The sequence below is a fragment of the Parabacteroides sp. AD58 genome, assembly GCF_023744375.2.
Classification (GTDB): Bacteria; Bacteroidota; Bacteroidia; order Bacteroidales; family Tannerellaceae; genus Parabacteroides; species Parabacteroides absconsus.
In genome coordinates, this window is sequence record NZ_CP146284.1 from 338,776 (window position 1) to 352,390 (window position 13,615).

Annotated in this window: 18 protein-coding genes; 7 read left to right on the forward strand and 11 right to left on the reverse strand. The window is 47.6% G+C overall.

The features are described from left to right. Positions 1-2 precede the first annotated feature (2 nt). From NEE14_RS01385 to NEE14_RS01400, 4 genes are read left to right on the forward strand one after another with little or no spacing between them, the layout of a single operon-like run. Positions 3-1,196 carry a hypothetical protein gene (locus tag NEE14_RS01385; protein ID WP_005938349.1) on the forward strand — a complete coding sequence of 398 codons (1,194 nt, stop codon included), beginning with the start codon at positions 3-5 and terminating at the stop codon, positions 1,194-1,196. Positions 1,197-1,230: 34 nt separating this feature from the next. Next, the gene (locus NEE14_RS01390) at positions 1,231-3,501 is read left to right on the forward strand and encodes an ATP-dependent RecD-like DNA helicase (protein ID WP_005938351.1); all 2,271 of its coding nucleotides are present in this window, start codon (positions 1,231-1,233) and stop codon (positions 3,499-3,501) included. Continuing rightward, the gene (locus tag NEE14_RS01395) at positions 3,491-3,721 is read left to right on the forward strand and encodes a hypothetical protein (protein WP_026231524.1); all 231 of its coding nucleotides are present in this window, start codon (positions 3,491-3,493) and stop codon (positions 3,719-3,721) included. Before NEE14_RS01390 ends, NEE14_RS01395 begins: the two co-directional genes overlap by 11 nt. Positions 3,722-3,741: 20 nt before the next feature. Beyond that, entirely contained in the window at positions 3,742-4,806 is a 1,065-nt protein-coding gene (locus NEE14_RS01400) for an HIRAN domain-containing protein (protein ID WP_005938356.1), read from the forward strand. A gap of 95 nt (positions 4,807-4,901) precedes the next feature. Here NEE14_RS01400 and NEE14_RS01405 read toward each other — a convergent pair whose 3' ends face one another. The 6 genes from NEE14_RS01405 to NEE14_RS01430 all read right to left on the reverse strand — a co-directional run bounded on the left by NEE14_RS01405 (position 4,902) and on the right by NEE14_RS01430 (position 8,900). Further along, entirely contained in the window at positions 4,902-5,375 is a 474-nt protein-coding gene (locus NEE14_RS01405) for a hypothetical protein (RefSeq protein ID WP_005938359.1), read from the reverse strand. Positions 5,376-5,460: 85 nt separating this feature from the next. Beyond that, positions 5,461-6,225: a ParA family protein gene (locus NEE14_RS01410; RefSeq protein WP_005938361.1), complete on the reverse strand. Its 765-nt coding sequence runs from the start codon at positions 6,223-6,225 to the stop codon at positions 5,461-5,463. A 350-nt stretch (positions 6,226-6,575) separates the two neighbouring features. Then, a complete protein-coding gene (locus tag NEE14_RS01415; RefSeq protein WP_005938364.1) occupies positions 6,576-7,850 on the reverse strand; it encodes a PcfJ domain-containing protein in 1,275 nt (424 codons plus the stop codon). Further along, a complete protein-coding gene (locus NEE14_RS01420; protein ID WP_005938367.1) occupies positions 7,847-8,278 on the reverse strand; it encodes a PcfK-like family protein in 432 nt (143 codons plus the stop codon). Before NEE14_RS01420 ends, NEE14_RS01415 begins: the two co-directional genes overlap by 4 nt. A 49-nt stretch (positions 8,279-8,327) precedes the next feature. Further along, complete coding sequence (locus NEE14_RS01425) at positions 8,328-8,564, reverse strand: DUF6926 domain-containing protein (protein ID WP_005938369.1); 237 nt, start codon at positions 8,562-8,564, stop codon at positions 8,328-8,330. 33 nt (positions 8,565-8,597) lie between these two features. Next, on the reverse strand, positions 8,598-8,900 hold the full coding sequence (locus tag NEE14_RS01430; protein WP_005938370.1) for a hypothetical protein: 303 nt from the start codon (positions 8,898-8,900) through the stop codon (positions 8,598-8,600). Between the two features lie 396 nt (positions 8,901-9,296). On the opposite strand from NEE14_RS01430, the gene NEE14_RS01435 reads away from it, so the two are divergent. From NEE14_RS01435 to NEE14_RS01445, 3 genes are read left to right on the forward strand one after another with little or no spacing between them, the layout of a single operon-like run. After that, complete coding sequence (locus tag NEE14_RS01435; protein WP_005938372.1) at positions 9,297-9,581, forward strand: hypothetical protein; 285 nt, start codon at positions 9,297-9,299, stop codon at positions 9,579-9,581. 39 nt (positions 9,582-9,620) lie between these two features. Beyond that, a complete protein-coding gene (locus NEE14_RS01440) occupies positions 9,621-10,112 on the forward strand; it encodes a 3'-5' exonuclease (protein WP_005938374.1) in 492 nt (163 codons plus the stop codon). A gap of 27 nt (positions 10,113-10,139) precedes the next feature. Next, positions 10,140-10,700, forward strand: coding sequence for a sugar O-acetyltransferase (locus tag NEE14_RS01445; RefSeq protein WP_005938377.1), 561 nt, complete (start codon positions 10,140-10,142; stop codon positions 10,698-10,700). Positions 10,701-10,786: 86 nt separating this feature from the next. On the opposite strand, the gene NEE14_RS01450 is transcribed toward NEE14_RS01445, so the two are convergent. From NEE14_RS01450 to NEE14_RS01470, 5 genes are all read right to left on the reverse strand, one after another. Then, complete coding sequence (locus tag NEE14_RS01450) at positions 10,787-10,963, reverse strand: hypothetical protein (protein ID WP_005938379.1); 177 nt, start codon at positions 10,961-10,963, stop codon at positions 10,787-10,789. Positions 10,964-10,987: 24 nt separating this feature from the next. Further along, positions 10,988-11,656: a hypothetical protein gene (locus NEE14_RS01455; protein WP_005938381.1), complete on the reverse strand. Its 669-nt coding sequence runs from the start codon at positions 11,654-11,656 to the stop codon at positions 10,988-10,990. Further along, entirely contained in the window at positions 11,653-12,213 is a 561-nt protein-coding gene (locus NEE14_RS01460) for a hypothetical protein (RefSeq protein ID WP_005938383.1), read from the reverse strand. The genes NEE14_RS01455 and NEE14_RS01460 overlap by 4 nt, the downstream gene beginning before the upstream one ends. Further along, positions 12,210-12,749, reverse strand: a complete 540-nt coding sequence (locus tag NEE14_RS01465; protein ID WP_005938385.1) for a topoisomerase C-terminal repeat-containing protein — start codon at positions 12,747-12,749, stop codon at positions 12,210-12,212. The genes NEE14_RS01460 and NEE14_RS01465 overlap by 4 nt, the downstream gene beginning before the upstream one ends. Positions 12,750-12,870: 121 nt before the next feature. Continuing rightward, positions 12,871-13,614 carry a hypothetical protein gene (locus NEE14_RS01470; RefSeq protein WP_005938388.1) on the reverse strand — a complete coding sequence of 248 codons (744 nt, stop codon included), beginning with the start codon at positions 13,612-13,614 and terminating at the stop codon, positions 12,871-12,873. Position 13,615 lies beyond the last annotated feature (1 nt).

The following is a 13,615-nucleotide window of genomic DNA, read 5'->3' on the forward strand; positions in this document are numbered from 1 at the left end:
AAATGATTGACTATCATAAAATGAGACAATATAATCGTATCATGTTAGGTGAAGGTGGAAAGTACATTCAAGACTGCCTTGAACACAACTACATCGGGGTCAACTTTATAAAAGAGGAGGATTTAACATCCTATCCTCACAATGATGAAAATAGCTGGCGGCATCATATGATTGCCAAATATTTAGAATGCAATCCTGAGAAATCTATGGGTACAGCTAGAACATCCATTGGATTTCTTTGGACTGTATGCTATGGACTAAAGATAGGTGACATAGTTCTTGCTCCCAATGGAGAAGGTGGTTATTGTGTGGCAGAGATTACCGGGAACTACCACTATGTTCCCAATCAAGCTCTTCCACATCGTAGACAAGTGCAATGGCTAAATATTACCATTCCCAGACAAAGCATGTCTAAAAGTCTGCAAAACTCCACAGGCTCAATCGGTACTTGCTGTAACATCACTAAATATACTGAAGAGTTGGAACAGTTGATAAGTAACGAAAAGCCATTTATTGCACCGGTTGTTCAAGCAAAAGTAGAAATGTACAAAGAACGCAGTCTGCACCGACTCCTTACTAACTATCTTCTCAGCAAAAGTATCTATTCCAAGACCATTTTCCATGAGAATAGCTTCAAAAGTGCAGACCAAGCTCAAAAGTGGGTGCATCCTGATATGGTGGGCGTAGAATTTCACGAGTTTCAAGAGACTGCAACCCGTTCCTTGCTGAAAGCTACAGAGACCAAAGAGTACATCGCTTTGCATTCGTATGAACTAAAGCGTACGATTGAAAACGACCACCAACTGAAGGAGTATTTCTTTCAAGCCCTCTCCAACAGCAGTTGGGCCAATTATGGGTACTTGATTGCATTTGAAATCAATGAAGATCTGATGGAAGAGATAGCCCGTCTCAACCGAGCCTTTGGTATAGGAATCATCCTATTATCTCCTTATACAGATGCAACTAAAGAACTCTTCCCAGCTCGTAGAAATGAGTTGGACTATTATACCATAGATAAACTCTGCCGAATAAATGCAGACTATAAAAGTTTTATTAATAAAGCAACTAGTGTCCTCAATGCACAAAAAGAGTTCATTGAAGATGTAAAGGGAGGACTACAAAAGTTCTGTGACAAAGGATTCGACACTCAAGAGGAGGTTATCGAATATTGCAACAAGCACCATATTCCTTGCTAGTCTGCTAAGTTCAAATCTGTTTTAACGAAATATTATGCTCAGACTTCGCTGCGTAGTAGAACGAATAACCTACCAGAATCCCGAGAACGGGTATTCGGTAATGAGGGTCAAGGTCAAAGGCTATGACGACCTGGTGACACTGGTGGGCAACCTGCTGGAGGTGCCTGCCGGAAGTGTGCTGTTGTGTGAGGGCGACTGGAAGGTGGACAAACGCTACGGCAGCCAGTTCGTATGCCAATCGTGGGAGGAAGTAATGCCGGCCACAGTCTATGGCATCGAGAAATATCTGGGAAGCGGACTGGTAAAAGGCATCGGTCCGAAATTTGCCCAACTCATCGTCCGTCAGTTTGGTCTGGAAACCATCGATGTGATCGAGACAGACATCGAACGGCTTTACGAGGTGCCGGGCATCGGAAAAAAACGCGTGGAGAAGATTCGCGAGAGTTGGGAGAAGCAGAAGGACATCAAGAATGTGATGCTTTTCCTGCAGGGGTATGGTGTCAGTACGGCCTATGCGGCCAAGATTTACCGCCAGTACGGCAAGGAAAGCATCGACAAGGTAAAGGAGAACCCTTACCGACTAGCAGACGACATCTGGGGCATCGGCTTCAAGACGGCCGACAGCATTGCAGCGAAGATGGGCTACGAAAAGAACGACCTGCGCCGCTGTAAGAGTGGCATCATCTATACCTTGAATCAGCTGGCCAACGAAGGGCATGTCTATGCTGAAGAGGAACAGTTGGTCAAAGCAGCGTTGGAATTGCTGGAAGCGGACGAAGCGCCTATCCGTGAGGCTTTGAGTAATATGGTGCAGACGGATGACTTGAAGTTGGAAGACGAAGCCATCTATCTGCCGCCTTTCTATTTTGCCGAAGTAGGTACGACCAACAGGCTGCAGGCTTTGCTCCGTGAATCAGGACAGGATCTCTTTGCCAAGAAGATGGATGTGCAGGCTTTATCGAAGGAAACAGGCATTGAATATGACGAGGTGCAGTTGCAAGCCATCGAGGAAGCCATCCGTTCAAAGGTGATGGTATTGACGGGTGGACCGGGTACCGGTAAGACGACCACTACGCAGGGTATCATTGCGGCTTTGAAGCATATGGGACTCCGCATTCTGCTGGCGGCTCCTACGGGGCGGGCAGCCAAACGTATGAGCGAAGCCACCGGCATGGAGGCCAAGACCATTCACCGGCTGCTGGAGTTCAATCCGAAAGACGGCTACAAGCGGAACGATGAGAATCCCCTGGAAGGGGACGCACTGATTGTGGACGAGTGTTCGATGATTGACATCATCCTGATGAACAACCTGATGAAGGCCATCCCCTCTTCCATGCGCGTGGTCTTCGTGGGCGACATCGACCAGTTGCCGAGTGTAGGTGCCGGCAACGTGTTGCGCGACATCATTGAGAGTGAAAAGATTCCGGTCATCCGGCTGACCCGCATTTTCCGTCAGGCACAAACCAGCCGCATCGTAATGAGTGCCCATGCTATCAACCAGGGACGTTTCCCTGATACGAGCAACGGCAAGCAGACGGACTTCTTCTTCATCCAGCAGGAGGAGCCGGAAAAAGTGGCGGAGGACATCGTCAATCTAGTGAAGAGTAGACTGCCGAAAGCCTACAGCCAAAGGGTGAGCAACATTCAGGTACTGACTCCCATGCAACGGGGTGTGGTGGGTGCTGCCAATCTGAACATGGCTCTGCAAAATGCACTGAATCCTTCCCAGATTGCCTTGAACCGGGGCGGCTATTCCTTCCGTCAGGGCGACCGGGTGATGCAGCTGCGCAACAACTACGACAAGGATGTGTTCAACGGGGACCTCGGCTATGTGGAATCGGTGGATATGGAGGAACGTACGCTGCTGGTGAACTTTGAGGAGCGTCTGGTAGAATACGAAGCCTCAGAACTGGATGAGTTGACACTGGCCTACGCTACGACCATTCACAAGTCGCAAGGATCGGAATATCCCATCGTGGTGATGCCTGTTCTTATGACACACTATGTTATGCTTCAGCGTAACCTGATTTATACGGGCATCACCCGTGCCAAGAAGATTTGCGTGCTCATCGGTACCAAAAAGGCGCTCTCTTTTGCCATCCGCAACATGTCGGTGCTGAAACGGAACACGAAACTGAAGGAGCGTCTGAATCCAGAATTGGCAAAACCCACGGAGAAGAAGTTGGGCAAGATTTATCCGATGAATGAACCTGTTATGGAAGCAGCCGCCGAACCCAGCGAAAGCTACGGAAAGGAACAACCTACCATTAAAACGAAAATGAATGACAACCATGATGACCATTGATACTACCAATATGTGTTCCCACCTTCAAAAGAAGCTGTTTCTACAGGGAGGTGAATACTATCCGATATGGAAAGCCATACAGGAGGATAAAGAAATCACTGCAGTGGTACGCAGTCGACAACTCCATATCTACCGCAACGGCAAGAAAGTACTGATTCTGGCAGGTAAGGCGCAGCCTAAAATTGTCAGAGAGGACAAGCTCAACGAGCTGATTCGATAAATTCAATACAACCATTCACCATGAACAAGATAGATAAAAGCAATGTGATAAAAGCAATCATAAAAGAGATTGCCAAGCAATACAAGTTAAGCTACCAGCCAACTGATTGTACCTGTGATGACAATTGTTCGGAAGTAACAGTCAAAGCGGATAATGACTGGAATACCTTGCAGGAGCAATTGAAAAGACAAGGCATTGACCATATTGACTGGTATGAAAATATCTGGAAACAACTGGAAAATCCGGGAAAAACAGTTCTGAAAGACACTCCCTTTAAAAGAAGAAAACGGTTTTTCTTCAAGGAATGTGCCATCAGCAGATGGAACAGATATAATCCGGAAGAATGGTGGGAAGATGTAGATGAAGGAGAACAATTGGTACTGATTCGTGATTACAACAACAAGCATGATTTCAATGCAGTTGCCATAGCCTTTGCCGGAGACTATGAAGGTGACCCTGAGAATTTCGATTTCGAATACATCATCGGCTACGTTCCCCAAAGCGATAACGAACTGATTGCTCAATTGATGGACCAAGGCTTGCACAATACTTTCATTGCTGAACTGACTACAAAGAAAATGAATGGCACCATGAAAGAGCGTCTACGCATGACTATCTATGTCCAAAGTGACGAAGAACTGGAAGATATGGAAGCCCTATCCTGCAACACCTTTGCTGTGAAAGTAAACAAAGATGACTTTAAGGGCATTTCGAATGAACTTGAAAATCTCGGATCTGTAGAGTTTCAATGGGGTGGATTCCCCATATCGCTGAAAGACCTTCCTCAAAAGAATGACGAGGTAATCTTCCTTTGTCCCGCAGGAAGAAAGACCAGGTTGTATCGCATGAAAGTGATGGCACGGGGAGAATATGAAGCCGCTAAATTTCTGGATGTTGAACCGGTGGATTTAATGTTTGACGATGACACTACGATTTTTATCCTGACCAATATCCAGGGGCCATTGAGCTGCAAAAACAAAGACCTGGAGTTCCTGGACTTCCAGCAAATCCCTACCAGCGAACCAGAGGGAAGACTATCTCCGGATATAAAGGAACATTTCAAACAATTATTTGATTGCGAGTAATATGTGATAGTCAGTATTCAGTAGATTTGAAAACCAAGAAAGCGAACAAACAAAACGGAGCAGGCTGTAACAGTTTGCTCCGTTTTTGCATGTTATCACTTCGCCTTCGGCAACCGGATTTTCTTGTTCTTCTCCTCCCAGGCATCCACATAGTTGTTCAGCGCTTCGGAGATAACATCCTTCAAGAGGATGCCTTCCACGAGGGAAATGTACTTCACTTTGCGAACCAAATCCGGATCCACGATGAAGGTGGCGCGGATTTCCTGGGGCTTCTTGACACTTTTGGCTGTTTCTCCTTTCTTGGGGCGACCCACATTCTCCCTGCGTTTGGCATCCAGTTTGGACTTCAGTTGCTCGGGAGCAGCCGTTTCGGTTGTTTCCTGCTTAGAAGATGCTTTTGCAGGTGCTGCCTTCGGAATTTCCTGCTTATCATCTTGAGCTGCTGGCTGTTCCGCTTGTTCTGCGACTTGTTCAACAGCTTTTTCCTTAGGCTGTTCCTTTGCCAGTTCTGCTTGATTGGCTTCACCCATGAAGCCGTCCATCAATAAGGATAAATTCTTCTTACTCATATTGCTTACTTTATTACTTGTTTACTTGCTGATTTACTTACTATGTTACCAATAACCTTTGTGAATAGTCATATAGTAATATAGTTTACCAATTTTCCTCCCGACTGATTATTTCATCGGTCAGTGTGCGATAGTCCGCTGCACCATTGCTTTTCGGGTCGTATTCAAAGATGGTCTGACCGGACAGCGGCATCTCGGCTATGGCGATATTCTCACGGATTTTCGTCTGAAACACCTTCTCTCCGTACCGTTTTTCTACCATGGAAATCACTTCCTTGTTCAGCTTCCGGTTATTGAACCGGGTGAAGAACACTCCACCCAACTCCAGCGTCGGGTTCACTCGGCGCTTCACCTCCCGGACTATATCATCCAGCATGGTCAAGCCTTTCAAGGGCAAGGCTTCGGCAGTAAGCGGTATGTAGAGTTTGTCCGCTGCCACCAGCGCATTGGTGGTTACGATACCGAGTGAGGGCGAACAATCCATCAGGATGTAGTCATACTTCTCCTTCTGTTCATCGAGGTAGGATTTGAGGATGCCCTCCCTTGCCATCATGGTAGCCATGTCTATTTCGGCTCTTGCCAAATCCAATGAAGCCGGAACGAGGTCAAGATTTTCTCGGACGGAAACGATGGGCAGCGGTTGGTCTTTGACCAGGGTGTCATAGATGCTCGTTTCCGGGTCTTCGTTCTGCGTCAGCGTGAACGTGAGGTTCTGCTGTGCATCCAGGTCAATGAGCAACACACGTCTTCCTTGCAGGGCGAGCGCTGCACCTATACAGGCTGTCGAGGTGGTCTTCCCGACTCCACCTTTCTGATTGCCGATAGCGATTGTCAAGTTATTTCCTTTCATTATCTTCAAGATTAAAAGTTTACTATTCCATTTTTTCTTTACTTACAAAAATACTTTATTACTTGCTGATTAGGCAGAAAGCTTACTCATTTATTCTGCGGAAATATCACTTTTCTGATGATTTTATTTCCTTGTTAATCAACCATTAAATAAACATTAAACAAATATCAGACAAACATCAAGATGGTTTTTGTCCTGCTGAACAATCTTCCCTATATTCAAGTATTGGCAAGCAGAAAGAGCGTCTTAATTCAGTATGAAATAATTTGTCAATACATTTCGCATGGTATGCTTTTAAACTCCGACCCACGCCTCACGGCGGAAGTCGGAGCGGAACATATATAAGGAATTTACGCTGTCTGTTTGGCTGCGAGTATCTGATGGGCATGGGCATTGACCAGCCGGACAATCCGGTCGTGGTGCGGAGTATTCGTATTGCACAGCCCTCGGCTCTGTATCACTTTCCCCTCGGTCAGTGAAAACTCAATCGTTTCGATGGGATTCCCCTCCTTGTCATGAGCCGATAGTATCAAGCTGTCCGCCTTGGCATAGTATTCGCATTGGAAGACACAATGATGCAGGGCATTTCCCTCGGTTTGGAAGGCCTCCAGACTATCGAGTACCGAAATCACCAGGTCTTTGTCGGTGATGGTGATACCGAAGTAGCGTGACTTCTCCTTGTAGAACTCGGCTTCCTTCCGTTTGGCTCGCTGCATCTGCTCCTGGCTTCTGCGTTTCTGCTCCATTTGGTTGTGTCGGTTCATCCAATAGTCATGCTCGGCTCTGAGGTTCTGCGGACAGATATACTTGGGGTTGCAGATGTCCTTGCCACACTGCTCCAGCAAGCGGATGGTATCTGCCCACAATCCCATGTCCGAAGGGCGGTAGTGATGCCGGGTGGCTACTTTATACGACTGCCAGCATCGGTCAAGTTCCAAAGGTCGGTGTACAAAGTAAGACACGGCATGTAAATCTTTTGACTTGAGGATGGTTTCCATCCGGCTGTCTGTCAGCACGGCTTTCATCAGCTTCATCGGGTGGCAGTCGGGCAGCTTGCCTTTCATGCCGTTGCGTTTCAGTTCGGGCAGCAACCGATAGTGCGGATAGACATAGGTGTCTGCAATGAGCCAGTGAACTTCGTTCGGTCGCTTCAAGGAGATTTCGGATGCCCAATCAAAGCAGTCCACATAATAGCTCAATGTCCTTGCCCTTGCCGTGACAGCCAACTTGCCTTCGGCATTAAGCCACAAACGGCATGCTTCCCAGTAGTCTACCTCCATCGGCATTCCTTTCCGGAAGGTCGTTTCCAAACGGAATACCCGTTGCACCTGCAAATGGTCTATTACTTCGAGGGAAGAAAAGTAGTAGGCTTCCTTGATGGTGCGTTTGAGGGTGTCCTTTATCTGTAAGCGAGTACCGCAATAAGGGCAGCAGACAGACTTGCCTTTTCCCTCATAGTCGAACTGCCTGCTACAATCGCCACAGGTACATTTGTGTGCGGAAGTACGGAAGCAGACATGTCCTGCCACTTTCCGCACTGCCCATGTTATCACTTTGGGGCTTAGGACGGTCAGCTTCTCATTGGAAGCTGCCACCTGTTTTTCTATTTTCGTTCTTGCCTTCATAGTTCCATGCCTTGAAAGAGTGAGAGTTCTTGAATGGGTTTGGGTTGCGGTTTGGCTGCTTTTGGTCGGCTGTTGCGTTGCTGCAACTTTCGCATTTCCTCCTCCTGATACCGCTTGAGGGCAATGGCTCGCTGTTCTGCCTTCTCAGCCTCAGTCAGCTCAATGTGATGATTCACTACCACATTGCAGTCCATCGGCTTGCCAATTTCCAAATGAGGTTCATCTATCGCATGGACTGCCATGGCATAAACCTCCATGTCGCTGAAACCGCAGCAGCCGGATTGCTGTACGGCATGGAAGATATAGTTTACCACATCGTCAATGGTGCGTGTGGTGGTTTCATACTTGGCACGGAAGAGTTCATCTTCCTTGGCTCGGTTATCAAGATAGTTCTTGATGAGTTTCTTGAAATGGTCAGTTCCTTTCATATGTTCCTATGTTTAAGCGTAAATAATCATCAGCAGTCACCGGCTGTATTCAGCGTACCATAACGTGGCAGTCCACCACTTCGGCAGGAAGTCCGAAAGCCGGATAGTGTGAGAAGTAAGGGAAACATTCTCCCTCTTGTTCCGTTGCGGTAGTGATACCCATGACCTTGTTCTCTGTGTACCACTGGTCAATCAGAGCGATTTCTTCATCCGTCAGTCCGGTTGCATCCGAGTTGAACAGATAGCAGAGTGCCCATGTCGGGATGGCTTCAATGAGTGTGTCCATAGCGTTTTCTTTTTAAGTTCGTTACTCCTTGAATTAGATAGGAAGCAGTTCCAGCAGTTTCTTTAGTGGAATGGAATTGATGTCCGACTTTAGGAAGTGAACTATCCATTCCGGCTCTTCAAAAAGCGGGTGCATGGGTTCCACACTGAAATCGTCCCCGGTGGAATAGCAGTCGATATGTGCGAAGTTGTTGCCGTCCTTCCGGATGTGTGCATAGAAAGGAGGCATACCACAAAAGCACTTGCGGAGACTCTCTCTGTCCCACTGCAGGGTAAGTTCGTAAACACTGCCCTTATAGAGCATCTTTTCTTTTCGGTCTTTAAGTTTGTATGCCATAGCTGAACTAATTTTTTCCCTTTGGTTTGAAGCCTTTCGGCTTCTCACTCCCGGGTGATTTTTACGATGCCTCTTCTCACGAAGGGTGTAAGGGACGGAAGGCAAATGTGGCAAGGGGAAAGCAGACGGAATACCCAATTTGGCACAAATTGTGGAAGGCTGCCGGCTGCTTTCCTTGCAGCCAAGCAAAGCGCCATTTGCTGCCGTACCGACCCTTCGTTTCTTTGTATCGGAAAATTCATCGGGAGTGGAAATGCCTGACTAAGGAAAGAATCCGCCAGCTGTTAAAGATGAATGTTTAACTTTTAATCTATCCGAAAACTCACTATCTTTGCAGGCCCTGAAAATAAATGTTCAGAAAGGCACGATAAAGCACAGAATTAATCACCAAGAACAATGAAAGATCAAATACGCTTATTGAGAGACTGTTTCCATAACGAGATTCCGGCTGTTGTATTCCAAGGAAATGACAGCTGCGCCGGAGAGATACTGGAAGCCGCCAAAGAAATTTATCAGAAACACGGTTGTAGCGAGGAATTCCTTTACGACTGGCAAATGCTCATCAACGAAGTGAAGGCTTACCAGCAAGAGAGTCCGGAACAGGTACAACTTCCGAAGTTGACCCATACCGAAGCAGAACTTATTCGGGAAGAAATGAAACAGAAAGGCATAGTTTACTGATTTGAGCAGAACTCTATACATTCAACCAAAGAACAACCCATGAAAGATTTTGCAGCCATAGACTTTGAGACCGCCAACAACGAACGCTCATCCGTTTGTTCCGTAGGCATTGTCATCGTACGCAACGGAGAGATTGTAGATTCCTTCTACTCCCTCATCAGCCCCGAGCCCAATTACTACAACTACTGGTGCAGTCAGGTGCATGGCCTTACCCGTGAGGACACCGAAGATGCCCCGGTCTTTCCAGAGGTATGGAAACAAATAGAGCCGTTGATCGAAGGTCTTCCCCTGGTGGCTCATAACAGTCCGTTTGATGAAAGCTGTCTGAAAGCGGTGTTCCGTGTCTATCAGATGGACTATCCCGACTATCCGTTTTACGATACACTCAGCGTTTCTCGCCAAACCTTGCCTGAACTGGAGAATCACCAGCTGTACACCGTAGCAGCAGCTTGCGGTTATCAACTAGATCACCATCATCATGCACTGGCCGATGCAGAAGCTTGTGCGTGGATTGCTAGAGAAATCTTGTAATTTACAGAAATATATTCTTTTGATTTAATGAAACTGACTGAAAAGGAAAAATGTCTGCTCGGCCAACTCTACGATGCCAACTATGATGCTGAACTGATTGCAGAACGAACAAAGTGCAAGGACCTCTGCTTTCGCTATAACCAGCTGTTGCCATCCCGTATCGAAGAACGGAAGCAACTGCTTCGTGAACTGTTGGGAAAGACCGGAAAGGACTTTCTCATCGAACAACCTTTCTATTGTGACTACGGCTATAACATCAACTTGGGTGAAAACTTCTACAGCAATGTGAACTGCGTCATCCTGGACGGAGCGCCCGTTACCTTTGGCGACAACGTGTTTATTGCTCCCAACTGCGGATTCTATACAGCAGGTCATCCCTTAGATGTGCAGCAACGGAACCAGGGACTGGAATATGCCAAACCCATTCATGTCGGCAACAATGTATGGATAGGTGCCCACGTCAGCGTATTGCCCGGTGTCACCATCGGAGACAACTGCGTCATCGGTGCCGGAAGTGTAGTAACCAAAGACATTCCAGCTAACTCCCTGGCCGTTGGCAACCCGTGCAGAGTCATCCGCTCCATCTAGGCTACAAAAAAGTCCCGATGCTCACGCACCAGGACCTTGATAAAACAATCAAAATTTGAAAACATGAGAAATAAAACCGTACTGTTTTATTTCTTCGCTGCCGCCAACGATAGTTTTCTGAACTGCTTCAGCAATGGTTCCATTTCAAGTGATACACAGCGGGCACGTTGACCGGCTGCCTTATTTCCTTTTTCGGCTTGAAGGGCTGCATCCTTTTGGAATGCCTCCATCTTCATCTGGAGTTGTGCGAGTAATTCATTCATAATCTTTGCATTTAGAAGTTATACCTAATAGATACTTATCACCGGTCTGAACTTATGCGCCTGGTCCTTCGGAGTCTCCTGAATGGTTCCCGACTGCATCGAGAAGAGCCAGGCCTTGCTGTCCTTTTGCCCTTCCACTTCGGTGGAAGTCCACAGCCAGCAGTCACCGGGCTGCAGACTGATGGGTAATCCGCCGACCGCCTCTATCCGTTGGTTGACTAACCCAATTTGCTGATAGAGGTAAGTGAGCTGCTTCACCGAAGGGATGTAGGCGGACTGACCGTAGCGCCACATATCGAAGACATAAACGGCTAAGGGAGATTTCACTTCCTCGTTGCGGTACATGGCATGGGTGTTCTCGTTACCGTCTTCCTTTTCCAATGAAGCTGACGTTTCCTGTTCGACACCCAGACTGTCGGCAAAGGCTGCCGATGCGACGTCCCTGATGGAAACGGCATAGCCCAAAGCTTTGATCTCCGGATTCCGGTTCACATGATAGACAATGGCCACCGGTTCCTTTTGGGAGGAACTGAACTTTTCTTTGGACAGCACACTGCCATCCGAGCAGACTACATCACCAACCTGAAGGGAAGAAGCTATGGATTGGTTTCCTTCATGGTCACATTCTTCGCAGGAGGTAATGAATAAGGTACTTCCTGCCAATAACGATAAGAACAAGTTTCTCAGTTTCATAGCAGCGGTATTTCAAATGATTTGACTACAATTTCCGCCTCCTTATCGAGGATGAACCAGTATTCCGAGTGGTAAGGCTTTCCTTTTAAGGTCTTGGCTTCAAAATCTATCTTGACCTTCCATCCGTTGAAAGGCTTCTTTTCTTTGGCTTTATGCGGATTTGCTCCCTCAAGTTCTCCATAAGCTATCAAAGCCCGGAGCGTGGTCATGGCATCCAACTGACGGGTGACCTGATCACTCATTGCGGCATCGTCCTTGTCGAGGTTCTGGAAGTAGTCCGTTTCTTCCATCAACTTGTGGCCGTACTGCATCAGGTGCATGGATAATGCAGCCTTCTCGTGTGGATTGACATATTCCTTGCCGAATACCGAATCTGCCTTGCTGATGCCCTTGATTTGGATGGACTCCGGATTATCGACAGTTGCTTTCAAGGCTCTCTCTGCGATTTCCACCGCCCGTTTCTCGGGTCGGTCGGAACAGCTGGCGAAGTAAAACAGTCCGCCCCAGAAGCAGACAGCGGTTACCAGCATGATAATCATTTTCATTCCCGGTTTCATATCTTCACGATTTGGAGTTTGTCGGGAGAAAGGCCGAGACGCTTGCGGTAGATGGTGCCGTCATCACGATACATCTCCAGTTCGTTGGAGGTGATTTCTTTTTCACAGATTTCCTTGGCTTCTGTCAGACTCAGCTGGTGGCCACCGATGTTGCGCCAGATGGCGAAGTTGCACGGTGCCTGCTGGTTGCTGTAATTGGAGCAGTTGAAGGCGCGTGTACCCACCCGAATATCACCGCTACAATGCGGACATTTGCCGATGACGGACTGCATGTTGATGGCACCATTGTCTGCCAGTTCCAGCACGGAAGGGAAGGCTTTTCCCTCCTTGGAAGCAAAGCCGTCCAACAGGATGAAGCGGTGCTCCAACAGTTCGGTGATTTCTTCGTCACTCATCTTGCGGTTGCCGATAATGCCGTTGATATTCAGCACACAGGTAGGTTGTTCGGCGATGTTGTTCTCACAGCGGTAGCCCTTGCAGGTCTTTACCACGTTGCCGCCACACAAGGGACAGCGACCGATTATTTTCTTTTCCATACGCTTTTGTTTTTGGATGATTTATTTACTATATAATTCTGTTACTTGTTGCTTTGATTACTTTCTTATTTCCTTACTTGATTACTTTGTGATTAGCTGATTAGTAAGTTAGTTTACCTATTTACCATTTCAGGCTGTAGCCCTGGTTCCAGTCCGAGATGATACCGCCGATGATGTTCTTGCCGGACATCACGTTGGCCCATCCTTCGGGATCGAGCGAGAACCAGAGGTCGTTCCATGAGAGTGTGCGTACCTGCCAGGCCAGAATAAACAGGTCGGTGTTGATGGCTTCCAAACAGCTGACAACCTCGTTGGCGATGTAGTAGCGTTCCGAAGCGTTCAGCAAGTTCACCTTGTGCTTCTCGTTCTTGCCGTCATCTCCTGTCACGTCATATTTGCCCGAAGTCACCAGCTGTTTCATGAAGGGAAAGAGTGCCGTCATTTGGGTGGCGGCATCCGTCAGCTCATCCGATACCATGGCCGCAATGACGGTTCCCTTCAGATTGCCGCCTACCGATTTGAGGAGCAGACTGCAGTTCTGCGGGATTTCCTTGGCCACCAGTTCCCCAGCCCGCTTAATCTGGTAGAGGTTCTGCATGGCGCCCTGCGCATTCGAGAGGTAGTCCAGCATCTTGTCTTCCACCTGGTGAATCCGCTCCAAGGAAGCGGTTACGGCCACTTCCGCCGCAATGATTTTCTCCTGCGTTTTCTTGCGGTCCTTGTGAATCTTCTTCAAGGCTGCGGTCTGCCCCAGTACGGCAGAAGTCAGCGCCGGGTCGGTCTGTTGGGCAAAGAGCGGAGTCTTGCCTATCAATAAGCCAACAGCAGCGATTAACAAGGAGCGTTTCCATCGTCTTACATTCATA

What these genes read in the sequence shown, in the direction of transcription:
- NEE14_RS01410 (WP_005938361.1), bottom strand. Translation starts at nt 6,225, where the DNA reads ATGAAAGGAAATAACTTGACAATCGCTATCGGCAATCAGAAAGGTGGA.
- NEE14_RS01390 (WP_005938351.1), top strand. Translation starts at nt 1,231, where the DNA reads ATGCTCAGACTTCGCTGCGTAGTAGAACGAATAACCTACCAGAATCCC.
- NEE14_RS01385 (WP_005938349.1), top strand. Translation starts at nt 3, where the DNA reads ATGATTGACTATCATAAAATGAGACAATATAATCGTATCATGTTAGGT.
- NEE14_RS01405 (WP_005938359.1), bottom strand. Translation starts at nt 5,375, where the DNA reads ATGAGTAAGAAGAATTTATCCTTATTGATGGACGGCTTCATGGGTGAA.
- NEE14_RS01470 (WP_005938388.1), bottom strand. Translation starts at nt 13,614, where the DNA reads ATGAATGTAAGACGATGGAAACGCTCCTTGTTAATCGCTGCTGTTGGC.
- NEE14_RS01395 (WP_026231524.1), top strand. Translation starts at nt 3,491, where the DNA reads ATGACCATTGATACTACCAATATGTGTTCCCACCTTCAAAAGAAGCTG.
- NEE14_RS01445 (WP_005938377.1), top strand. Translation starts at nt 10,140, where the DNA reads ATGAAACTGACTGAAAAGGAAAAATGTCTGCTCGGCCAACTCTACGAT.
- NEE14_RS01460 (WP_005938383.1), bottom strand. Translation starts at nt 12,213, where the DNA reads ATGAAACCGGGAATGAAAATGATTATCATGCTGGTAACCGCTGTCTGC.
- NEE14_RS01435 (WP_005938372.1), top strand. Translation starts at nt 9,297, where the DNA reads ATGAAAGATCAAATACGCTTATTGAGAGACTGTTTCCATAACGAGATT.
- NEE14_RS01425 (WP_005938369.1), bottom strand. Translation starts at nt 8,564, where the DNA reads ATGGACACACTCATTGAAGCCATCCCGACATGGGCACTCTGCTATCTG.
- NEE14_RS01440 (WP_005938374.1), top strand. Translation starts at nt 9,621, where the DNA reads ATGAAAGATTTTGCAGCCATAGACTTTGAGACCGCCAACAACGAACGC.
- NEE14_RS01450 (WP_005938379.1), bottom strand. Translation starts at nt 10,963, where the DNA reads ATGAATGAATTACTCGCACAACTCCAGATGAAGATGGAGGCATTCCAA.
- NEE14_RS01415 (WP_005938364.1), bottom strand. Translation starts at nt 7,850, where the DNA reads ATGAAGGCAAGAACGAAAATAGAAAAACAGGTGGCAGCTTCCAATGAG.
- NEE14_RS01455 (WP_005938381.1), bottom strand. Translation starts at nt 11,656, where the DNA reads ATGAAACTGAGAAACTTGTTCTTATCGTTATTGGCAGGAAGTACCTTA.
- NEE14_RS01430 (WP_005938370.1), bottom strand. Translation starts at nt 8,900, where the DNA reads ATGGCATACAAACTTAAAGACCGAAAAGAAAAGATGCTCTATAAGGGC.
- NEE14_RS01420 (WP_005938367.1), bottom strand. Translation starts at nt 8,278, where the DNA reads ATGAAAGGAACTGACCATTTCAAGAAACTCATCAAGAACTATCTTGAT.
- NEE14_RS01465 (WP_005938385.1), bottom strand. Translation starts at nt 12,749, where the DNA reads ATGGAAAAGAAAATAATCGGTCGCTGTCCCTTGTGTGGCGGCAACGTG.
- NEE14_RS01400 (WP_005938356.1), top strand. Translation starts at nt 3,742, where the DNA reads ATGAACAAGATAGATAAAAGCAATGTGATAAAAGCAATCATAAAAGAG.